This is a genomic window from Paenibacillus sp. JJ1683, from assembly GCF_053006485.1.
Genome location: NZ_CM129820.1, coordinates 1,027,638 through 1,050,763, shown reverse-complemented (window position 1 = coordinate 1,050,763; position 23,126 = coordinate 1,027,638). Strand labels below are relative to the sequence as shown.

Below are 23,126 nucleotides of genomic sequence, written 5' to 3'. Positions count from 1 at the left end.
AAGCTAGTCCGCAGTACCAGTTACGGCAAGGCTTGTCCGCGCGCACTTACATACAATTGATACCACTCTTCACGGGTCATCAGTTCGCTCTGGCGTTCTGCATCCTGACATGCTTGGATTCGTTCAGGATTGGCGCTGCCAATGACAGGCTGAATCCGTGCCGGATGCTTCATAAGCCAGCCCAGGACGATCGCTTCGCGTGTCGTCCCCTTTTCAGAGGCCAGCTTCTGCACCAGTTCTGCCGTCTTACGGATATGCTCAGGTTTTCCTTCCAGAGAACCTCCGCTAAAACGCCCCTGCGCCAGCGGTCCCCAAGCCTGGAGCTGAATATCCTCGGTTTGGCAATATTCCAGCAAACCTTCGCCAAAATGTACATTCGTCCCTGCCTGCTGGTTCACGTGTACGGTCTGATCTATAAAATGCAGATGTGCCAGGCTCATCTCCAGCTGATTAGCAATCAGCGGCTCCGTTAGGCTGCGCTCCAGAAAACGAATTTGGCTTACATTCATATTGGAAACGCCAAAATGCCGTACTTTGCCGGATGTCTTAAGCTCGCTGAACGCCTTTGCTACTTCTTCCGGCTCTACCAGCGGATCGGGGCGGTGCAGCAGCAGGATATCCAAATATTCAGTACTCAGACGCTTCAGGATACCGTCCACGGACTCCATAATATGATCATATGAGAAATCAAAACGACCCGGGAGCGTACCATCCGGCAGAAAAATTCCGCATTTGGATTGAATGACGATTTGTTCACGCAAGCCTGGCTGTCCCTTTAAAATCCGACCGAAAATTTCTTCCGCTTTTCCCATACGATAGATATCCGCATGATCAAACATCGTAATTCCGATGGATTGTGCAGCATCTACAGCTCTCTCCGCTTCAACAACATGCTCCTGTGTAAACGGTGCATGGCTCCATTCTCCACCAAAAGGCATGCAACCGAGCACCAGCCGACTATTGGAGATCCCTCGTTTCTGTATAGGCATAATCTTCATGCTGCTCCTCCTTCAATCCTCAAATATTTCGTGCTATCAATATTCAAACAGCTCTTGAAACCGCTATCACACAATTATTTTACCACTTACTTACGGTCATGTATCACTTTGGCCCCGATTCGCGTCTATTTATCCGAATATCCCCATGCTCAGATAACGCTCTCCGGTATCCGGGGCAATACAGAGTACCCGTTTGCCTGCTCCCAAACGCCGAGCTTCCTGAATGGCCGTCCATATTGTAGCTCCGCTGGAGGGCCCGACGAGAATCCCTTCCTGAGCAGCAATTGCTCGTGTCACAGCAATCGCATCCTCATCGGAAACCTGGATGATTTCGTCATACACCTCCGTATTCAGCACGGTAGGAACAAAGCCCGGACTCGTTCCCACCAGCTTATGTGGACCGGGCTTTCCCCCGGACAGTACGGGCGAACCCTTAGGCTCGACCACAACAATCCGCAGATCCGGCAAATGCTGGCGCAGCACTTCACCTGTTCCCGTAATGGTCCCACCCGTTCCCGAAGAAGCGACGAACACATCCAACTTTCCTTCCGTCTGCTCTAAAATTTCAAGTGCTGTGGTTGTACGGTGGATATCGGGGTTGGCCTCATTTTCAAACTGATGTGGGATAAAACTTCCTTCAATTTCTGTCCCCAGTTCAAGAGCTTTGCGAATCGCTCCTGGCATCCGTTCTTCCGCTGGTGTCAGTACGACCTCAGCCCCGTAGGCTTTTAAAATATTGATCCGTTCCTTCGTCATATTCGAAGGCATCACCAAAATTGCGCGGTAACCTCGGGCTGCCGCATTCATCGCAAGACCAATTCCCGTGTTGCCACTGGTCGGTTCAATAATGGTGCCTCCGGGCTTTAGATGCCCCGCCTTTTCCGCCTCGGCAATCAGGTTGCCCGCGGCCCGATCTTTAACACTACCGCTTGGATTAAAATACTCCAGCTTCACATATACTTCCGCATCCTGCGGTCCTGTGAGCCGTTGCAGCCGCACACAAGGCGTATCCCCGATTAAGTCCGTAATCCTATGTACCACTTTAAGTGTCATCGTTATATCCTCCCCGGATTATTCCTTACAACGTCATTCCCTATCTTCATATCATACTACCAAAATAACATAATTGGCTCCTTCCAACCTGTCGCTTTTGTAAATTACACAAACCTTATCAGCTTAGTATGTAAAATTCTTGCAAAATGGGTCGCCAGATGTCGCCTGGAATGATATACTCGCATTACTATTTTTTCAGGAGGATACAAGAAACTTATGAGTACTCAAGAAAATATGACAGCTAATCGCTTTCCCCCCTCCTTGCTATGGTTAACCCTTGGTGCCTTCGCCATCGGCATGACCGAATTCGTCATTATGGGACTTCTGCCCAATGTAGCCCATGATCTTCATGTTACGATTCCGCAAGCCGGGCAATTAATCACCAGTTACGCGCTTGGTGTAGCCATTGGTGCACCTGTGCTTACTGTATTAACCCATAAGGTTCCACAAAAGAAGCTACTGTGTCTGCTGATGTCCATATTCATTCTAGGAAATCTTTTTTCCGTCATTGCTCCTAACTACGAGCTTCTGATTGCGGCCCGTATGGCTACTGCGTTATCGCACGGAACCTTCCTGGGTGCCGGTTCCCTGATCGCTGCCCGGCTGGTTCGTCCTGATAAGCGGGCAGGGGCCATCTCTATGGTGCTAACCGGATTGACGGTAGCGAACATTATTGGCGTGCCCTTCGGCACCTTTATCGGACAGCAGCTCGGCTGGCGCGCTTCCTTTGGAGCCATTGTTGTGATCGGCTTGATTTCTCTCTTCGGTATTATTCGTTACATTCCGGTGATTCAGCAGGACAAGCCTTCCAGTCTCAAGCAAGAAGTCAAGAGCTTATTTAATCCAAAAGTGCTGCTGATGCTGCTGACAGGTGCAGTTGGCTGTGGTAGCTTGTTCACTGTCTTTACGTACATTACGCCCATGCTTACGGATATTAGTGGCTTTGCCGAACACAGCATTACCTGGATTCTCGTCCTGTTCGGCCTAGGCGTCACGATTGGCAACATCGTTGGCGGCAAGCTCGCAGATTGGAAGCTGCTTCCGTCCTTGGTTGCAAACTATGCTGTACTGGCCATTATTCTGGCCATTCTGACGTTTACGCTTCAAAACAAGGTACTGGCCGTGATCACTGTCTTTATCTGGGGGATTGCCGCATTCGGCATCATGCCGGGGATTCAGGTTCGTATCATGAATCTGGCCTATGAGGCTCCTTTGCTAGCCTCTACCTCCAGCCATTCCGCATTGAATCTGGGCAACGCAGGCGGTGCTTTTATCGGAGGAGTCGTGATTAACCAAATGGGGCTACCCGCCATTCCATGGGTTGCATCACTCATTACTGTCGGCGGTCTGCTGCTGATGCTGGTCAGCTACATGATGGATCGCAAGACGGCTCATACTGAAGCGATAGCAGAGATACAGTCATAAGAAAAAGGACTTTCGTCCATTAGAGCGAAAGTCCCTTTTTTATGGTCTACATCCACGCATCCTGCCTCGTCGTTCAGCTTAACCAATCATCAAAAAAGTCTCGGTATCCCTGCTTCATCACCTGACTCGAAAACTGTTCCATGGCGTATACCTGATTCTCCATAGAAACCCGGCGAGGTGAGGCGGCAGCCATATTGACTAGCTCAAACCAATTTTTCTCATTCCCTGAAAAGGAATGCGTAGAGCTGATGTGCCCATAGCAAGGATGCTCGGGCTTCACCACGATCTTCCCCATCGCGAGCGCTTCGGTCAGCGGCATGGCGAACGTATCGAATTTGGAGCAGCTCCAATACACCTTCGCCGTGTTCATCAGTGCGAACACCTCGTCTTGCGTCAATGCAAATTGAAGTTTTACATTGTCCGGGATGTCGTACTTCTTCATGCTTTCCTTATAGCGTTCACCGCCAAACACCATATAGACATCCTTGTCGGGATTATGCCGTGCGTACTCCAGTACCAGATCCGGACGCCGATTCTCCTCATCTCTACCAATCCACATCACCCGGTTCTCCACCACTTGTGAGGGATCAAAATGCTTTTCCACCAGCCGCTCATTAAATCCGATCGGGATGACTGTCACATCGGTTACGCCAAACTTCGAGGCCATCTCCTGCTTGAGAAAGGCAGTCTGTACGATAGCCTTGTCCACAATCTGATAAAAAGGCTTCATCATCTCATAGCCTGTCAGTGCCGGATCTGGAAAACTATGTGGAAAGAGTACGCTGTTTTTAAAAAACATGTTCAAATAAGTAAAGCCAGATACCGTATAAATAACGTGCTCAATCTGCTGCTCATGCAGTTGATCCAGTACAATGTCATAATTGACCAGGTCACTCTTTTCATGCTCATAGCCTGGAAGCCAGTCATGGCTACTTACGTGGCGCTCCGGCGATACAAATACGATATCTACCCCCAGTTCCAATCCGATCTGCTTCAGACGTTCTGCAAAAATACGAGGCCCTTGCGCTTCAGCAAATTGTATTTTTCTCATGACCAAACCGACTTTTTTCATGGATTTATTTCCCTACCTTCTTTGGCTGACTATATAGAATCTGTGCCTTAAGCCACTACTTGCATGGTTGGACTTGTACCCCATCCATCATCGCTGTACATTGGTTTAAACAAGCTAACGTTGCATCCAATTGGGACTCTAATTGCTCTTTTGACCATTTGTCACTATTTCTATGCAGTTCCGTTCCAATCCTTTGCAGATCACTTGTGATTAGCAATAACATCCAGAGCGAAAATACCACAGCAAACATACCATACTCCTGTATAAATGCCGTTCGATCACCCTTTATCCCCAACAGCTCCAGCTGTTCCAGATAGGTGTCCAGCATACGAATACGCAATTCAGACGTCATTCGTCGAGGGAACAACGGATGCGACATGTCGATTAGGTGATATACATCCCACAGCGGTGTGTTGAGATGTGCATGCTCCCAATCCAGCACCCTTAGCCGCTCCCCACTCAACGCATAGTTACCCGGATGAAGATCACCATGAGACAGTACAAGCTGGTGTGAAAAAGATAGATGCTCCAGTTGTGCATAAATACGCTGCATCTGCTGCTTCGAAAAACCGAGTGAGCTGCAAAGCTCTAACATATCTGGCTTGCGTGTGTGCAGCTCGGAAACCATCTCCTGGATGAGCGGCTTCGGTCCACGCAATGGCATCCCGGTAAAACGACCCGGCGGCAAAGCATGCCACCTTGCGACAAATCCAACAGCTTGCAATAGGGTTTCATCTGCATGTAGATGATGTAACGGACCAAGATCCTCAAACACCATCCATTCTCCTCCGCCATCTGCGTCTGTATCGGAACAAGCTAGCAATTGGGGATAGATGGGTGATAATGCTGGAAGCACATGCTCATACACCCATCTCTCCCGTCCCTTCTGATCATCATTGGTCAGGGGTTTAAATATATAACTTTCAGAGGAGGACACGTAAAAACGTTCCACATGTCGGCCATTCGTACCTGTATATAAAATTTCACGACTGTGCACCAGCGTATTATTTAAAGTACCGTCATGATTCACATATTGATGAAATAGATTCATAGCCACCCAACTTTTTTGTATAAAATGTAATAGCACGATCATAACATAGTCCTCGTTCTGAACGAAGCCCAGATCATCTTAGGGTTAACTTAACATACCAAAAAAGGGGCATGTCCTATCAGATCATACGACCTGTTGGACAGCCCCTTTCCTATCCGTACTCCTATCCTACGCTAACGATTAGTATTTAGTATTGCCGGACTCGCTCGTATTGCCAGATTTAAAACCTTTGAACAATTGTTTTACATTATGATAACGAGTATTCGTAATTTTAGCTTTGCTGTTAGGACCGTCCGATCTGAGGATCGAATCCTTAACGTTGGAAATATCCGAGTTATCCAAAGTCATATTCACTCTAAAAGTAGAGCCCCCAAGTTGGCGAACTAGCTTACCGATATCATCGGCTCTAAAGTTTTTAATGTTAATCGTGCCTTCGGCATTGATTTGGAATACTTTATCATATGCATGGAACGCTCCACCACCTGTAATGTTCACCGTGCCTGGTTCTTTAAGCGTCAATGCATCTTCACCGACATCCTCCCACGTTACGTTGGAAATGGTGCCATTGCCATATACATGCACACCATCCGCAGCAGGTGCAGCGATGATCACATTTTTCAGCGTTGCATTATTTTCTAGCTTAAAGATAGGCTTTTGAGCCTCTTTCTGGCTTCCATCTCCCAAGGTGTCGGGGTCAGCCACTACGGTCTTGCCTTTACCATCGTATACTTCTCCAGCTTTAACAAGTATGGTCTTGTGAACGACCTCTGGAGCTGCATGGGCAGAGTAATTGCCGACAAATAACGCGATTAACATACCGGATAAAGCGATACTCATGCCCTTTTTCAATACTTTAGCTGTGTTTGTTTTCATTTCAATTCATCCCTCTCCTAGATCGTTTTTTATTCTTATCTCCAATTCTTCGTTGACTAGAGCGTAAGCGCGTAGACCGTATCACCACCTTCGTACAATGAACCCATTGACCGATACATGTCCGTAAAGTGATATTTAATTATTTGCATATGTATACTTGGTTTTTGGTTCAAAGTAGCTTCTTTTTTATAAATTAAATCAATCACAAATTGTAAATAGAGCGATTACATTTACAATTTGCATAACTCTATTATATTCCTACTTCCAATAATTTCAATACGTTTTTCGGCAAAATATGTCCTTTTTTTCAATTAAGTACACAATATTGCCTCTTTTATACTTGTACAAGTTTGTTTTTCTTCCATTTACGCATTACATAACACTTGAATACCTAGTTTTTTACCTGCTGTTCTATCACTCCATTGGTAATCAGAGTCTCTTTTATCGTATACCTCATTGCTGATGTGCTCTATACTATTGAATGACACGGTTGATGAACGTATAATGTATTTAGTGCTTTGAAGCGTTACATCTCAACATTACTGGTGAGAAAAGAGTGGTTATGTGCAAAACAATAGTGAGATTCCATTAAAAGAACAAAATATTGTGCTCATCGGCTTTATGGGCGTGGGCAAAACAACGATCGGTTCCCATCTAGCGCGCAAGCTGTATCGCGATTTCGTGGATATTGATCAGGAGATTGAACAAGAGTACAACATGCCTACAACAGAAATTTTCAAAACTTACGGAGAGAAGCGTTTCCGTGAGATTGAAAAAGAGCATATTTTGAAGTTGTGCAGCAATACGCGTCTTAAAATCATTTCTGTTGGCGGTGGCGCGTTTCTACAGGAAGAGGTGAAGCAGGCTTGTTTGGCTTCCTCCATTGTGTTCTTCTTGGATTTAAATTGGGATTCCTGGAAAGATCGGCTCAAGATGCTGATTGACACCCGCCCTAATCTGCAAAACAAGACGTTAGAGGAAATTGAAGATCTTTTCCGTTCCAGACAGGACATTTACGCGGTGAATCACTCCAAGATCGATACCGATCAGTTGGATGCGGAAGAAGTCGCAGACTATATTATTCAAACACTGAATCTGGGTTGGGAATTGTATGAACCTACTCGGGGATTGAATTAAGCATTACAAAAAGGAGGACCCCAGCATGCTTATCGCATGGGGTCCTCCTTTTGTGTTCACTATGAATTCCTTGCTCGCTAGTGGGTAGTAATTGCATCTCTTAAGAGTGGCTATGCAGCACCTGCAATATTTCTCTCAGTTCAGTGACAGGAATCTGTCCTGGTGCAGAAGCCTTCTTGGCAGCACCAAAAGTCAACGCTGAACCAAATAGCTCTCCGGTCAGACGGCTCACGACACCTTTTCCCGCCATCGACATCGTGATAATCGGCCGATCCGCATACTCTTCTGCCATGGTGCGTGTGGCGTCCAACAAGGTTAGGACGTCGGCTGTATTGGTTGGCATCACCGCTATTTTAGGCAGATCGCCGCCTAATTCCTGTGCCTTACGCAACCGGGACACAATTTCCTCCTTCGACGGCGTCTTTTGAAAATCGTGGTTAGAAATAATCACATACACATTATGCTTATGTGCCGCTTCTATCAGCATCTTCACATCAGCTTCCTCATTAAAAAGCTCTACATCAATCATATCTACTTGTCCCGTTTCGGCTATTGTACGATTCAATTCTACATAGCTTGCCGCACTGATTTCCTTTTCTCCACCTTCTCGGGCGCTACGGAACGTAAATACGAGTGGAATATTGGCTAAAATAGACCGAATCTCATGTAAGGCAGCCTTTACCTTTTCCAGCTCCTCCACATGCTCGAAAAAATCGACTCTCCACTCTACGATATCCAGGTCGAGTGTACGTAAATGGGCAGCCTCTTCCTTCAACTGCTCCAACGTTTCTCCCACCATGGGGACACATATTTTAGGCGCTCCTTCACCGATCCGTACATCTTTTACCTTTACGATTTTTGCCATATCTATCTCACTCCCCAATTACAGTTTCAAGTCGAACATTCACAATAATTCATAGTATAACGCATTCTGAATAAGCATGCAGATGATTAGGTTCAGTCGCTAGTTATTTCGTATCCAGTACAATTTGAGGAGACAATTCTCGTTTTGCAGGAAAAACGACACTGTAACGAAAGTTAACAAACACCGCCAGTCCGATCCCGAGCACATTCACGATAATAGCCAGCATAAACACACTGGAAATCTGAGAATGCTTCAAAAGAAAGCCTGTAAACACGGGGATGAGCGTATAGGATAGCGAAGTTGCGGTATAAATAAACCCGGTAATCTGTCCTTTTCGTTGACTAAAAAATTCACTCATTACGGTTAACGTCAGCTGAAGTACACCCGATATGGAAAACCCGATGACACTCGCACAGATAATGGCGGCAGCCCCTGATTTGAAAAGAAGAAGCGCTCCAAAAGCCAACAAGGAAATACAAGGATAAATAAGGATGATATGAACAGGTTTAACCCATTTTCTCAACACAATGACCAATACAAACACGGAAACCAGCGAACCCATATTGTAATAAACTAATAGTCTGAGAGACTCTGATTCCGTCATGCCGATAAACTGTTGTCCAAACGTAGGCAGCCATAACTGCACAATATACAGCAAAGTAGGCCCCGTAAATCCAAGCAGAATAAGACATACACCTTCCTGCCAAAACCGCGGTTTACTCGCATCATCTGCCTTTAAATTTCCTGTCTGCTCGGCACTAGATACAGTAGTACCGCCACTTTGCTCCTTGGTGGGCTGTACCCGCATGTCTGGAAACTTCATTCTGAACAAGTAGACCGCATTTAATGCAAATATCAATGCTGGTATAAAGAAAGAGAACCCGTAAAAAATATCGTGATTCATAAAAAAGATAATCATTAGCGGTAAAAATGCCGCCCCAATGGATATAAAACCTCTCACCAACACTGTAGCCGAACCAGAGGATTGGGGGAAAGCCTCGATCAGAGCCGGATAAGTACCTGAATCAAGAAAAGAATTCGCTACACCTGCCAGCACAGCCAGTACCATCGCCATCTCAAAGGTGGGACTCAGTGGTATACCGACCAAAAATACGGCCATCAGCAGCCCTGCGGCCACAATGAACGGTTTGCGACCATAGCGGTCGGAGAGCACGCCGGATATGTACAGCGTAAACAGTCTGCCAAATCCCATCGCGGAAACCAAAAGGCTAATGCCCGCCTGATCTGTATGCAAATGCTCTGTTAAAAAGGACATGTGCGACGCCAGTATAATATTAAACATGCCGAACAAAAGATAGTTCACATACAGACCTGTCGCCACGGGAGTAGAAGAACGTTTCATCATGAAATCACCTGCTTTTGTAAGTAAGTCTTGTAGTATCAAAACGTGAATCATTTCACATTGCTTGTGTCGATGATGAAGTATAGAACACAATTTAAAATTTATCAAGTTTAAATATTGCGAGACTCCAGCTTAGACACGCTGATGCGTTTTCAGATAAAACTCCTTGCCATAACTTAGGGCAAAGTTCCGAAACTCTACTACTGCCGGGGATAAATATCTATTTTTAATGCTGGCTAGGTAGATAAAACGTTCGTATTCTGGATTTACAATAGGCAATGTTTTGACGTTAAAATAATCTAACGATGAAATGCGGGGCATAACTCCGATCCCGTAATTAATAGACACCAGCCCAGCCATTGCCGTATCTTCTTCAATCTCACAAATAATCTGTGGCGTAACGCCTGCCTTGGCGAACAAATTTTCAATAATGGGCCGAACCCCACTCTTTTTGTTGAAGAAGATCACCGGGTAATCCGCTGTATCTTTGAGGTCAATTTGATCCAGAGAAGCCAGCGGATGATCAGGAGAAACAATGACCACCAATTCCTGCTGAGCCAGCGGAATAAACTCTACATCTGGTTCATTTTCCACGTGAGAGCAGAACGCCACGTCATAGTGTTCCTGCTTCAGGCCTTGAATAATATCGTTCGTATTCCCTTGGTGAAACGAAAAGGAAATGTCTTTACGGGCATCCAGAGCTGAAAAGGCTTGGATTATCGCTGGAATGAAGTGTGAACCTAACGTGTAAATGAACGCCAAATCTATATTCCCATGGCTTGGACTCACTAATTCCCGTAAGTTATACTCCCCCTTTTCCAATTCATCCATCGCGTGCTCCACATACTTCAGAAAAAATCGCCCGTATTTGTTTAGCCGAATATTCCTCCCCTGCTTTTCAAACAGATGAACGCCCAAATCCTTTTCTAATTCTGAAATCGCATGACTTAAACTGGGTTGAGTGATACATAGCCGCGCAGCTGCCTGGGTAAAATGCTCCATCTCTGCAAGTACACGAAAATATTGTAAGTGCTTCAGATTCATAAGGATGTACGCTCCCTCTTTAATTCATATTTTAAATTATAGATTCAAACTATGAAAAACGATAAAAATATGCATTGGATTTATAATAACACCCCTTATATAATTAAGACATAGACATTATGTGAATATTTTCACTTGTTTGTGGGCGCACTTTAATAGACCTGGACGATGCCTATCTAGGCCATTGATCTAAAATTTAAGTTGGGAGTTACACTTATGAAAAATCCTTATATCAGAATGGCAACAGGGCTTTATATCAACTATTTTCTTCTGGGTATGATTAATGTTATTCTCTCGTCGAATATGAGCTTTCTGACCGTGCAATTGAACACGGATAAAGCAGCCATCGGCTATCTGGTGTCAGCGATTGGAATCGGTAAACTGCTTGCTCTCGGAGTAGCCGGAAAAATGTCAGATAAATACGGAAGGAAACCACTCATTGTTATTGCATCATTTGCTTATTTAATCTTCCTGATCGGCATTCCGCTTGCACCTAACTACACGTTGGCATTCGTGTTTGCCATTATCGCAGGGCTCTGCAACTCTATGATGGATGCGGGGACTTATCCAGCACTCATTGAAGGGTTCGGAAAAAAAGCCGGGTCTGCAACCGTCCTGGTCAAAGCATCCATCTCGATCGGTGCCATTGTTATTCCGTTCATGATTGCATTTTTTATTAACCACGATATGTTCTATGGATATTCCTTCTTTATTCCTGCAGGAATTTATCTGCTGAACGGGATCTTCTTGTCGATGACCGGTTTCCCCAACCACAAAGCAGAGGAACAAAAGGCTCCAACCGAGACTGGTCAATCAACGGATTCGTTCCACAGCGAGCCCAAGTTTTGGCAAGAAGGTTTGTCTCTGATTATTATCGGTTTTACTTCCACTGTATTGTTCATGATCGTGCAGCTATGGCTTCCTACCTTTGGACAAGAGGCTCTGGGCATGGACAAAGCCAGCGCCATTAAGCTGCTTAGCTACTATAGTATAGGTTCACTAGTTTCCGTTATTTTGTTAGCTGTGGTACTTGGTAGATTCATTAAGCCCATTACCGTCATGATTGTGTACCCGCTTATTGCCCTGCTTTCTTTGCTGGCTTTAATTGTATGGCACAATCCTGTCGCTACTTTGATCAGTTCATTCTTAATCGGCTTGTCCACCGCAGGCATATTCCAAATTGCCCTCACGGTTATGACGGAATTTTTCCGCAAGAACAAAGGAACTACGACTTCTCTCGTGAACATAGCAGCCAGCCTATCGTTCATCCTGATGCCTTTGGCTACCGGGAGCATGTCCAAAAGTCTGGGAATTACCTCGGTATTCATTCTGGATATTGCGATTGCTGTAGTCAGCATTTTGCTGGCCGTGTTTGTTGCTTATCGATATAAAAAAGTGTTTCATTAAACTACACAGATCACTTGGAGGCTTATTATGAAAAATGCTGGACGTATTGACGGAAGAACACAATTAATTGGACTGCTTGCTACACCGATCGGACATTCTTTGTCCCCGGCTATGCATAATCTTGCGTTTGAAAAACTGGGGCTGAACAACGCATATATGGCCTTTGAAGTAGGCAATGAACAACTCGAAGAAGTAGTACGGGGAATGCGCGCTCTAAACATACGCGGCTACAACGTGTCCATGCCTAACAAAACAGCGATCTTACAGTACCTTGACGAGCTGGACGACAGCGCTAAATTTACAGGTGCTGTCAATACCGTCGTGAATACGGATGGTAAGCTGAAAGGCTACAGTACAGATGGATCTGGTTATGTTCGTAACTTGCAGGAGCACGGCATTGATCTGAAAGGTAAGAAAATGACACTCGTCGGCTCAGGCGGTGCTGCAACGCCGATTGCTATTGAAGCCGCTCGGGCTGGTCTCGCTGAAATTTCAATTTTCGCTCGTAATGACCAGTTCTTTGCCCGGGCGGAAGAGAATGTTCGTATTATTAATGAAGAGATGAAACATGCCCAAGTCAAGGCGAATATCTATGCATTAGAGAATCAAGAGAAGCTGCGTGAAGAGATTCTTACAAGTCATATTTTCGCTAACGGTACAGGTGTCGGTATGAAACCGCTGGAAGGTAAAAGTGTCATTGAAGATGTGTCCATGCTTCGTTCCGATCTGATCGTGACCGATGTTGTATACAGCCCAGCCAAATCCAAGCTGATTGAACAAGCTGAGTCTGTAGGTGCAACCGCCATTAACGGTCTGGGCATGATGCTGTGGCAGGGCGCACTTGCCTTCGAATTATGGACAGGACAAGAAATGCCTGTCGCTTATATTAAAGAACAGCTTTTTGCTGATCAACTGTAAGATTGAGAGGCACTACATAACTCAGAAGGACTATGCCCGACGAATGATCATTCCTGTCGGGTATAGTCCCTTTTTATTGTTAAATCATTTCATTAATCCTTATAAGGGTCAAACTCATTGGCCCCAGCCATGCATACCCCGATCGGCTTCAGCACATGCATAACTTCCACGGTCTCGGAATGAGCGTCCAACACCTCACGCAGTTTGCGGTAGACGAACGGACTCTCATCAGTACCTGCTCCGCGCAGCTCGACACCGTAGTTTCGAACGGCCTCCTTCATCTGTAGGTCCGTAATCTGCCCACCGCTACGCGTACGGGTTTTCCAATTCATTTTACCAGCTGCCTGGGTACGACTCATAATACGCCCTGCACCATGAACTGTACTATAGTAGGAATCCCGATTTTCTACCGAATCTTTTCCACGTACAATCACCGAGATATCGCCCATGCTTCCTCCAATAAAGCCCATTTGACCAGGGGCCGAGGGGGTTGCACCTTTGCGGACCACAATGGTGTCGCGTCCATCATGCTGTTCTTTCCACGCGTAATTATGGTGGTTATGCACCGTAAAGTCCGCTTCAGTCCCCATAATACCAAGCACTTGTTCTATCACATAGTCGCGTCCGGCATAAGCATAACGTCCGGCAAGGCGCATCGCACGGTAGTACATATCCCCCAGCTCACTGTTCATATCCAGCAGCACAGGCGGCTGATCCATATGTTCTCCTGGCGCCTTTCCGAGGAACTCCCGTCCTGCGGCCAAATTTAGAAACCCGCTTGCTGTTTTGTGACCAAAGCCCCGGCTGCCGAAATGATTGGCAATCCAGACCTGTCCTGTCGCTTCCTCCACAAATACATCAACAAAATGATTACCACTTCCTACTGTACCCAGCTGTTCTCTCGCCAAGGACTTCAGTTTGTCATGCTCTTGCTTCCCAATCGCTGCATATACCGCCCAATCCGGGTCATCGAACAGCTCATGGTCTACCTGAACCTCATTCACACGACCTACGCCAAACGAAATCTGACGTGAAATCTCATTCATCACGGTTGAAATACGCGGCATAATATCTGCTGCAGACAGCTTGGTTCTTACCGCCTTATTTCCACAGCCGATATCATACCCCACACCTGAAGGTGAAATTTGTCCGTCATATACCACCACACCACCAATCGGCTGACTGTAGCCTTTATGATGATCTGCCATCAGCAGCGCCTGAATCACATTGCCATTTTCGGCACATGTGCGGGCTTGAGATAGTGCCCCCGGATCAGGTGCTCCCCATACGCGTACTCCATTCATTTCTTGATAAGCCATCGTTGTATCCTCCCTTATTTTGCAAAAAAATTATCTATGTAAAATTGAATACTCTACTTTTAAACTTTGGACTGTTAATAGCATTATGTACGATGTACCCGCTTCCGAACAGGGCGTAAGTATTACAAGCACCACTTCAGACGTCTCTCTATAAGAAAGTCCCGGCCCTATAAGGAAATGAAAAAGGATATCCTTGCAGCCAAACAGACTGTAGGATATCCTTGTATGATCATTTAGAGACCATTAAATCAATATATACTAATATTTTTTGATGATTCCGAACTGATCCACAATAAAAGGTTTGGCATCATTTTTGTTTTGATCAATTTCATACGTTACGGCTGTAAGTTTATTTTCGTCTACGGTGATGCCCACAAAATTTTGTACCTGTCCTCGTACAGGTCTACGATTGTCACTCGGATCTGGGCCATAAACTGCCGCATGATTCTCTTCAGCTAGTTCAAAGAGATTATAGTACTTATCTCCAAGTTTTTCACTTGGGTTTTTGTAGTAGACCTTGGGGCCAGCGGTTGCCGGGATGACATAGATACTTCCATCCGGATTCACACTATATTCAATCGTCTTTTCATTTAATCTATCTTTTAATTTGGTTGGCGTTGTTGCTTTACCCTCTTGGTTGATTGGTTTCGTCCGAGCATAAATATGATCATGCCCCTGCACGACAAAGTCGATATCAAGTTTGTCCATGAGTGGAGCGATTTGGTTACGAACTCCATTGTTATCCATGATGTCAGCATCTGTTGCATGGTTAGAGGTAGTGTAAGGACCTTTATGAATATTCACAATGATCCACTTTGCACCTGCCTTTTTGGCTGCCGCAGCATCTTTCTTTAACCATTCGACTTGGTCTTCAGAAAAATTGGCATATTTCTCTGAGTCCTCATTGGAGTTCAGTACGATAAAGTGAGCATTGCTGTAATCAAAGGAGTAGTACGCTCCTGTTTTAGTAGCTGAACCAGCTGGTTGGTTAATATTAAAGTGATCATAAAAAGCGTAGTTCTCATCCTCATGATTACCTGCTGAGGGAACAATGGTTGTATTCAAAAGGCTTTTTTGTGAATGCCCCAACAACCAGTTCCACTGCTCTTCTTTGGTACCGGTATCTACGATATCCCCGTTGTGAACTACAAACTGAGCATTACCTACGGTTTGAAGTGCTTTTTCGAGCGTCTGTGAAGACAATATGGCTTCATCTTCGCTTTTTGCTTGTGTATCAGCTAGATCAATGAAGGTAAATTCACCACTCTTAGGAGCTGTTTGGAACGTACCTGTTTCGCTCCATATCCCACGCGCTGCATCACCCACACGATAATAATAAGCTGTGTCCGCTTGAAGACCTGTTGCTACGGCTTTATGGACAAGCTCTTCTGGTGAATTGGTTGATGGAGAGGAAGTACCTTCGAATGTAAGAGCACTCGTAAAATCAGCTTCAGAAGCGGTTTTCTTGGTTACTTGAACCGTGCTCTTCGTGAAAAGTTTTGAGGTATACCAGGTAAATCCTTTGGAGGCTTTGGTGTCTCCATAAAATGTAACTGTAACTTTACTAATACCTTGATCTGTGTTCCCTGATGACTCAGCATGAACAGGCAAAGCTGACATGCCAGTAATCAAACCTAGTGCAAGAGCAACAGACATAGATGTTGCTGACCATTTTTGAAACTTCTTAAACATGTGTACACTCCTCTGTGCAGTTAATATGTAAAAGTTATAAACATGATCATAACAATCAATTGTTAATACGTTATTTGCTGAGATGCAGTGCTTTGTAAAAATAAAAAAGGATATCTTTACAGTCAACAAGACAGTAAGATATCCTCTTTATGCTATTAGGATAGAAGTTATTAAAGCGCTGATGCTTACTGCGCCGCTGGATGCGTACGCTTAAAATCCTCCTTCACCGCAACCAGCAGGGTTTCATTCACCAGTAGCTCCAAGCCTGACAAGGCTAACGCTTTGGCTCCAGTCACCAAGGCTTCCTCTCCCTTGACAGAACCCGCTGCTTCCCGGAACTCTACCGTATGAGCGATGAGATCATCCGGGCCGATTTTAATGTAAGCATGTGCAGTTGGGACAACATGACTCACATTTCCCGCATCTGTCGAACCCAGCCCGGCACGAGGGCCACGATCCACCTGTTCTCCCAGCGCTTCCAGTTCACGACCGACGACCTCGTCCAGCGTATCGTTCAGTATGAAGTCGCGCACTTCATTTTGAAAACGTTCGATTTTCACAGTGGCTCCCGTTGCCAAAGCAGCAGCGTCAGCTATGTGGCGAACTTTCGTGGAAACCTCCTCTGTGCGCTGCCAAGTGCTTGCCCGAATGAAAAAGCGCGCCGACGCATAATCCGGAATGATATTGGGTGCGTCACCTCCATGCGTAATGATGCCATGAATACGCACATCGGTCGGCAGTTGCTGGCGCAAAGCATTGATCCCGCTGAACAATTGCAGCACCGCATCGAGCGCATTGATTCCCTGCTCTGGTGATCCTGCGGCATGAGCCGCTTTGCCGTAAAAATGAAAGTCTAGCGGGTCAACTGCCAGGCTCGGTGAGGTCAGCCGGGTCACACCTGATGGATGAACCATCAGCGCAGCATCAATTCCTTCGAACAGCCCGTGCTTCACGAAGCTGCCTTTTGCACTTCCATTAGGACCGCCTTCTTCCGCAGGAGTACCGAACACATACACCTCGCCCCCCGTCTCATCAATCACCTGTGCCAAAGCGATAGCTGCTGCCGTACTTGCGGTCCCGATAATATTGTGGCCGCAAGCATGGCCCAGACCGGGCAGTGCATCATATTCAGCCAGATATCCAATTTTCGGACCTGGTCTAGCCGAAGTCTTGCGAGCAACAAATCCGGTTTCGTGTCCCGCTACATTACGGGTTACCTCAAATCCCGCTTGCTCCAAAATACCCGTCAGTGCCTTGGAAGCTTGAAATTCCTGATTGCCGATTTCGGGATTAGCGTGAATAAACCGGCTCGTCTCCGTGTAGAGCTGACGAGACTCCTCAATTTTCTCAATAATCCTCTGTCTTTGGGTATCCACCGTATTCGCTGTACTCATCGCAATCTCTCCTCATTTCAATAATAGTAGTTTTTATATGCTTCCAAGTTAACTTCTATCAGATATCCTTATTTCTTTTGCGCTTTAACATCCGCCACCAGCTTATCCAATGTAGCCTGCAGCTCCTCGGCAGACTGGTCTACTACGACATTAGCTCCTTTGGAATCCTGCTTTACAGCCTCGGCTACATCAGCGTCATGGTACAAATCCACGATCGTCTTGTAGGTCGCATTATCTTTATCCTCTGCACGGGCAGCAAACACGTTCACATATGGCTTCGCTTCTTCACTGCTTGCATCATCCTTGTAAATGGCTCCATCCAGCTTGAGCCCGGCATCCGTAGCAACACCGCTGTTCACGGCTGAGGCAGCTACATCAGACAAGACGCGCGGCGTCTGTTGGGCGACAACAGGAACAATCTCTAGCTTTTTGGGATTCCCTTCGATCTCATCTGGGGTCGGATACAGGCCTGAGCCTTGCTTCAATGTAATCAATCCGGCAGACTGGAGCAATTTCAAAGCCCGTCCCTGGTTGGAGGGGTCATCCGGTATAGCAATTTTGGAGCCAGCAGGAATATCCGATACGTTTTTGAATTTTTCGGAGTACAGCGCCATGGGAGCGATAATCGTTGCACCAATAGGGACGAGATTCACATCATTTTCTACATTAAATTGGCTGAGAAAGGCCAAATGCTGAAAGGAATTCAAATCTACCTCTTTATTCGCAAGTGCCTTATTGGGTAAGGTATAATCCGAAAAGCTGATCAGCTCAATTTCAATGTTTTTGGCTTCTGCTTTCTTCTTAAGCACATCCCAATACGTATCCTCTGATCCTGAAACCCCAATTTTAACATGTACTTTTTCATTACCATTGGAGCCTGAACCATTAGCTGAGCAAGCAGAAAGAACCGAGACACTAAGAATAGCCAGCAAACCTAAGCGAAATATTTTTTTCATTTTCATTTCTCCTTTATCATTATGTATAATCCTTGTTTTCCAATTAACGACGTAGGAATTTACGAGACAAGTAGTTCCCCGCATATTGGGCGACCTGTACAAAGACGATCAGCAAAACAATCGTGACGATCATAACCGAAGTATCGAATCGTTGATAACCATAGGTCATGGCCAGATTCCCGAGACCCCCTCCGCCCACAGTGCCAGCCATAGCAGAGAAATCGATCAAGGCCACCGTAATAAACGTCAAACCAAGAATTAAAGGTCCCAGTGCTTCCCGAATCAGCACACCCGTGATGATCTGAAAGGGGGTTGCCCCCAGCGCCTTGGCTGCTTCGATCATCCCTGGATCAATGGAGACCAGATTGTTTTCTACAATTCTTGCAACTGCAAAGGCTGCTACAATAGTCATTGGAAAAATAGCTGCCGAGGTGCCAATCGTAGTTCCTATAACTAACCGTGTAACCGGACTAATCGCCACTAAAAAAATAATAAACGGAATCGGGCGAATGATATTAATCAGCAGGTTTAGAGACATAAACACAAATTTGTTTTCAAACAAGCTCCCTTTTCGTGTCACATACAGCACTAAACCAATCATAAGTCCCAGAATACTAGCAAAAATCAGCGTGACAACAACCATCAAAAGCGTTTCCCCTGTAGCCTCCACGATTTTGAGCCAAAACGTATCCCAATTAACTCTCATGATCGACCACCTCCCTGACTTCCACCGTCGTTCGCAGTTCCTCCACGACCTTGTTAACTTCATCCTCTGCACCGATTAATTCAACAATTAAACTTCCAAACAGCGCCCCCTGCAGCTCATTAATGCTTCCATATACAATGTTGTAATCCAGATTATACTTACGTGTCGCTCTTGAGAGCACTGGTTCACTTGTCGCCCCATCTCGAAAAACAAGTCTGTACAATCGGCCGACGTGATGCTCCCGAATCTTGTCCAGCAGCTTGGGTGAGAGTTGGTCATTCAGTACAGAACGAATAAAATTTTTCGTCGTCTTCGTCTGTGGATTGGCAAATACATCGAATACACTCCCTTGCTCAATCACCCTACCATTCTCCATTACTGCCACACGATCACAAATACTACGAATCACATTCATTTCATGGGTAATGAGCAAAATGGTAATCTGATAATCCTCATTTACTTTTTTCAGCAGCTTCAATATGTCTTCTGTCGTTTCCGGATCGAGTGCTGAGGTCGCTTCATCACAGATCAGAATATCAGGCGAATTCGCCAGTGCTCTGGCAATGCCGACCCGCTGCTTTTGCCCACCAGATAGCTGCTCTGGATAGGAATCCGCTTTGTCCTCCAATCCAACAAATTGTAGCAATTCCTTAACACGGGCATCGATCTGAGCCTTAGGAAGTTTAGCCAGTTTTAGCGGATAAGCCAAATTCCCGTACACAGTACGAGAGTTAAACAGATTAAAGGTTTGGAATACCATCCCGATCCGCCTTCTTAAATTCCTCAGCTCCTTGGGACGTATCTGGGTAATATCCTGATCATTAACGACAATCCGTCCCTCTGAGGGACGCTCCAGTAAATTGACAAGCCTCAGCAGCGTACTTTTGCCCGCACCACTAAAGCCAATCACGCCGAAAATTTCTCCCTTTCCAACCGATAGCGATACCTCTTCCAGTGCATTTACCTTGCGATTGGGTAAGGAAAATATTTTGCTAACTTGCTCAAACTTTATCAAACCGCTTCCCCCTTGCGCCTACAATTGATGTATTCCTCCATTTTATTTAGTAATCCGGTTGATTTAATCGGATTTAAAACTTAAAAAAAACTCCCTAATCTTCGTGGACAAAAATGGGATAATTTAACTGATATTGATCATGTATTGTTAACACCTTAAGACATGAAAGAGAATCTGTCAATAAAAAAAGAATACAATCTGCTTACTCTCGTCATCACCATGGATTACCTTTTTAGACCTACAAAGCCAAATAAGGCTAACCGTATATTTGCAAAGTTATGCAAAATCGGTAGCCTTTTGTGCATTGTTAATCTTGATTATGCGCCACAGACTAATGTGCAGAAGTATTTTTCAAATCCGCTTCATAACGAAGGCCAAATTGTTGTCTTGCCTCCTCCATCACTTCAGCGACTGCCAGTGAACACTCCAAAGAGTTAATAGAACTGTTGCGTTCCCCACTCTTGATCAGATCCATAAATTCCTGAATTTCATAATACATGGGCTCACGCGTCTGAGCCTTGGTCAAATCCTCAATCGTGCCGTCCCGATAATGAATTTTCACCTCATAGGGCTGGCTGATTTTGTCGATTACCATCGTTCCATACTCACCCTGAATTTCGGCAGGCAAATAGGAATCTGTAATTTTGGAATGCATGACGATCGCATCCATATCCGGATACTTCATCACGATGCTGCCCTCGCCGTCCACACCAGAGGATAACAGCACACCCACCGCTCGGATCTCATCCGGTTTGCCGAACAATGCCACCATCGGATACAAACAATACACTCCCAGATCCATCAAGGAACCATTTGAAAAAGCCGGATTAAAGGCATTCAGCACCTTACCCTGCTTAAAAGCATCAAAGCGTGAAGAGTATTGACAGTAGCTTGCAAAATAACGCCGAACCCGGCCTATTTTATACATATGATCCTTTATAATTTTAAAGTTGGGCATAAGCGTGGATTTAACAGCCTCCATCAACAGAACATCGTTGTTGCGCGCGGCTTCGATCATGCTCTGCACCTCTGCTGCATTAGAAGCAAAAGGCTTCTCACACAGCACATGCTTTCCATGGTTCATACATAAGATCGCTTGCTCTGCATGTAAGGAATTAGGACTGGCAATGTATACGGCATCCACCTGATCACTTGCAGCCATTTGCGCCAGATCTGTAAAAACCTCCGGCTGGCTGCTATATTTATCAGCAAAGGCTTGGCCTTTCTCCTCTGTTCGTGAGTACACCGCGGTCAGGGAAAATTCGTCTGTCTCTATCGCAGCTTGAATAAATCTTTCCGTTATCCAGTTCGTTCCAACGATACCAAAACGCATCACAGTATCCCATCCTTTCCCGTGAGTCATTACAATTAATATATGTTCCTATTCTCGCATTCCAGCCAAGACTTGTCCACTATACTGCCTGTCATCCCTCATACTTCCACATATTAAAAAAGACTGCGGTCTATCAGCTTAATTTATACTGATTGTACCACAGTCCTTGTATGCTTTTTGGGGTTATATCTCTACTTTGTGGAGATTACCTTGCCCACTTCTGTCAAAATGGCATCCATGGAGGCAGGGTCGTGTACATCGTACTCATCAATGTTTAGACGCAGTACAGGACAGGCATCAAATTCGTTGATCCAATTGGAATATCTGCGATGCATTTGCTCCCAATAGGATCGCTCGGTCTGGATTTCCATTTCGCGGCCGCGTTCTTCGATCCGACTCAGTATGGAGGGCAAGCTGCCTTCCAGATAGATCAGCACATCAGGGTGCGGAAAGAACGGGGTCATGACCATCGCCTCAAACAGGCTAGTATATGTTTCGTAATCGGTAGGGTTCATTGTTCCCTGATCAGCATGCATTTTCGCAAAAATACCCGTATCCTCATAAATGGAACGATCCTGCACAAAACCTCCACCAGACAAGAAAATGTTCTTTTGCTCCTTGAAGCGTTCCGCGAGAAAATAGATTTGCAGATGAAAGCTCCATCGTTCGAAGTCGTGATAAAACTTCTCCAGATACGGATTATGATCGACTTGCTCTAACGAGGTTTTAAAACCAAGACGACTGGCCAAAGCACCTGTTAACGTGGATTTACCTACACCTACCGTACCCGCTACCGTAATCAGGGCATTTGCAGGAATGTTGTAATTATTCACTATATAAGCTCCTTTACATCGGAAACAATTTGTTCAAATTGTGCCTGGTTTTCTACAAAATCAATTTCATTCCCGTTCACGGTCAATATACGCGGGGCAGGTGACTGTTCGGCGAGAAACTGAATGCCTTTATCATAATCCGTAATCAATTGCTCCAGATAGGCAGGGTCCATCTCCTGTTCAAAGGAGCGTCCGCGCTTACGGATTCTGCTCAGCAACGTATCCAAATCTGCTCTAATATAAACGATAATGTCCGGCTTAGGCATATCATCGGTGAGCAAATGATAGATTTGGCGATATTTTTCGAGTTTTATACCTTTAAGTGTACGTTCAGCAAAAATCAGATTTTTATAGATATGGTAATCTGAAATCACAGGCTGAGCTTTCTCGATATATTGCAGGCCAGTATCCTCTAGCTGCTTATACCGATTGCAGAGAAAGAACATTTCCAGCTGAAAGCTCCACTCATCTATATTTTGATAGAATTTATCGAGAAACGGGTTTTCCTCGACAATCTCTTTGATCATCGGCAAATGTAGCTCGGTTGAAAGCATCGAAGCCAACGTCGTCTTGCCGGCTCCAATCGGCCCTTCAACGGCTATAAACGGGGCTTGTTTCATGCGGTTCTGCTCCTCCTTGTACTCCGGGTCCATCCTATGGACAACTATCCTA

General features: G+C 45.4%; 21 protein-coding genes. 4 read left to right on the top strand and 17 right to left on the bottom strand.

The genetic code is table 11. The features are described 5' to 3' along the window. Positions 1-20 precede the first annotated feature (20 nt). Together ACUC6J_RS04725 and cysK are read right to left on the bottom strand one after the other, a co-directional pair. Positions 21-998 (bottom strand): aldo/keto reductase, encoded by a 978-nt coding sequence (locus ACUC6J_RS04725; RefSeq protein ID WP_016819885.1) that lies wholly within the window; start codon positions 996-998, stop codon positions 21-23. A gap of 129 nt (positions 999-1,127) precedes the next feature. Next, a complete protein-coding gene (cysK, locus tag ACUC6J_RS04720) occupies positions 1,128-2,051 on the bottom strand; it encodes a cysteine synthase A (protein ID WP_031462943.1) in 924 nt (307 codons plus the stop codon). A gap of 216 nt (positions 2,052-2,267) precedes the next feature. On the opposite strand from cysK, the gene ACUC6J_RS04715 reads away from it, so the two are divergent. After that, the gene (locus tag ACUC6J_RS04715) at positions 2,268-3,476 is read left to right on the top strand and encodes an MFS transporter (protein WP_016819870.1); all 1,209 of its coding nucleotides are present in this window, start codon (positions 2,268-2,270) and stop codon (positions 3,474-3,476) included. A 73-nt stretch (positions 3,477-3,549) separates the two neighbouring features. On the opposite strand, the gene ACUC6J_RS04710 is transcribed toward ACUC6J_RS04715, so the two are convergent. From ACUC6J_RS04710 to ACUC6J_RS04700, 3 genes are all read right to left on the bottom strand, one after another. Then, positions 3,550-4,548 (bottom strand): glycosyltransferase, encoded by a 999-nt coding sequence (locus ACUC6J_RS04710; protein WP_031462942.1) that lies wholly within the window; start codon positions 4,546-4,548, stop codon positions 3,550-3,552. A 55-nt stretch (positions 4,549-4,603) separates the two neighbouring features. After that, positions 4,604-5,641 (bottom strand): phosphotransferase family protein, encoded by a 1,038-nt coding sequence (locus ACUC6J_RS04705; RefSeq protein WP_447249824.1) that lies wholly within the window; start codon positions 5,639-5,641, stop codon positions 4,604-4,606. A gap of 138 nt (positions 5,642-5,779) precedes the next feature. Next, positions 5,780-6,472: a pectate lyase gene (locus ACUC6J_RS04700; protein WP_016819868.1), complete on the bottom strand. Its 693-nt coding sequence runs from the start codon at positions 6,470-6,472 to the stop codon at positions 5,780-5,782. A 564-nt stretch (positions 6,473-7,036) separates the two neighbouring features. Between ACUC6J_RS04700 and ACUC6J_RS04695 the strand changes: the two genes are divergently transcribed. Continuing rightward, positions 7,037-7,609 (top strand): shikimate kinase, encoded by a 573-nt coding sequence (locus ACUC6J_RS04695; RefSeq protein ID WP_016819867.1) that lies wholly within the window; start codon positions 7,037-7,039, stop codon positions 7,607-7,609. A gap of 100 nt (positions 7,610-7,709) precedes the next feature. Here the strand turns inward: ACUC6J_RS04695 and aroD are convergent, their stop codons facing one another. From aroD to ACUC6J_RS04680, 3 genes are all read right to left on the bottom strand, one after another. Beyond that, complete coding sequence (gene aroD / locus ACUC6J_RS04690) at positions 7,710-8,474, bottom strand: type I 3-dehydroquinate dehydratase (RefSeq protein ID WP_017426256.1); 765 nt, start codon at positions 8,472-8,474, stop codon at positions 7,710-7,712. 103 nt (positions 8,475-8,577) lie between these two features. After that, on the bottom strand, positions 8,578-9,840 hold the full coding sequence (locus ACUC6J_RS04685) for an MFS transporter (RefSeq protein ID WP_113050981.1): 1,263 nt from the start codon (positions 9,838-9,840) through the stop codon (positions 8,578-8,580). Between the two features lie 129 nt (positions 9,841-9,969). Then, the gene (locus tag ACUC6J_RS04680) at positions 9,970-10,881 is read right to left on the bottom strand and encodes a LysR family transcriptional regulator (protein WP_016819864.1); all 912 of its coding nucleotides are present in this window, start codon (positions 10,879-10,881) and stop codon (positions 9,970-9,972) included. A gap of 216 nt (positions 10,882-11,097) precedes the next feature. Between ACUC6J_RS04680 and ACUC6J_RS04675 the strand changes: the two genes are divergently transcribed. Then, on the top strand, positions 11,098-12,288 hold the full coding sequence (locus ACUC6J_RS04675; RefSeq protein ID WP_016819863.1) for an MFS transporter: 1,191 nt from the start codon (positions 11,098-11,100) through the stop codon (positions 12,286-12,288). Positions 12,289-12,315: 27 nt separating this feature from the next. Next, positions 12,316-13,206, top strand: coding sequence for a shikimate dehydrogenase (locus ACUC6J_RS04670; protein ID WP_016819862.1), 891 nt, complete (start codon positions 12,316-12,318; stop codon positions 13,204-13,206). Positions 13,207-13,298: 92 nt separating this feature from the next. Here the strand turns inward: ACUC6J_RS04670 and ACUC6J_RS04665 are convergent, their stop codons facing one another. The 9 genes from ACUC6J_RS04665 to ACUC6J_RS04625 form a co-directional block, all read right to left on the bottom strand. Further along, the gene (locus ACUC6J_RS04665) at positions 13,299-14,525 is read right to left on the bottom strand and encodes an RtcB family protein (RefSeq protein ID WP_263559911.1); all 1,227 of its coding nucleotides are present in this window, start codon (positions 14,523-14,525) and stop codon (positions 13,299-13,301) included. A gap of 258 nt (positions 14,526-14,783) precedes the next feature. Next, positions 14,784-16,217 (bottom strand): metallophosphoesterase, encoded by a 1,434-nt coding sequence (locus ACUC6J_RS04660; protein ID WP_447249823.1) that lies wholly within the window; start codon positions 16,215-16,217, stop codon positions 14,784-14,786. Positions 16,218-16,402: 185 nt separating this feature from the next. Next, on the bottom strand, positions 16,403-17,611 hold the full coding sequence (locus tag ACUC6J_RS04655; RefSeq protein WP_017426251.1) for a M20 family metallopeptidase: 1,209 nt from the start codon (positions 17,609-17,611) through the stop codon (positions 16,403-16,405). Between the two features lie 68 nt (positions 17,612-17,679). After that, positions 17,680-18,567, bottom strand: coding sequence for a MetQ/NlpA family ABC transporter substrate-binding protein (locus tag ACUC6J_RS04650; protein WP_016819858.1), 888 nt, complete (start codon positions 18,565-18,567; stop codon positions 17,680-17,682). Positions 18,568-18,610: 43 nt separating this feature from the next. Then, complete coding sequence (locus ACUC6J_RS04645; protein ID WP_016819857.1) at positions 18,611-19,273, bottom strand: methionine ABC transporter permease; 663 nt, start codon at positions 19,271-19,273, stop codon at positions 18,611-18,613. Beyond that, positions 19,263-20,288 carry a methionine ABC transporter ATP-binding protein gene (locus ACUC6J_RS04640; RefSeq protein WP_117288390.1) on the bottom strand — a complete coding sequence of 342 codons (1,026 nt, stop codon included), beginning with the start codon at positions 20,286-20,288 and terminating at the stop codon, positions 19,263-19,265. Before ACUC6J_RS04640 ends, ACUC6J_RS04645 begins: the two co-directional genes overlap by 11 nt. A 331-nt stretch (positions 20,289-20,619) precedes the next feature. Then, positions 20,620-21,621, bottom strand: coding sequence for a Gfo/Idh/MocA family protein (locus ACUC6J_RS04635; protein WP_016819855.1), 1,002 nt, complete (start codon positions 21,619-21,621; stop codon positions 20,620-20,622). Positions 21,622-21,812: 191 nt separating this feature from the next. After that, positions 21,813-22,454 carry a deoxynucleoside kinase gene (locus ACUC6J_RS04630; protein WP_017426248.1) on the bottom strand — a complete coding sequence of 214 codons (642 nt, stop codon included), beginning with the start codon at positions 22,452-22,454 and terminating at the stop codon, positions 21,813-21,815. Next, on the bottom strand, positions 22,454-23,074 hold the full coding sequence (locus ACUC6J_RS04625; RefSeq protein ID WP_025364095.1) for a deoxynucleoside kinase: 621 nt from the start codon (positions 23,072-23,074) through the stop codon (positions 22,454-22,456). The genes ACUC6J_RS04630 and ACUC6J_RS04625 overlap by 1 nt, the downstream gene beginning before the upstream one ends. Positions 23,075-23,126: the final 52 nt, after the last annotated feature.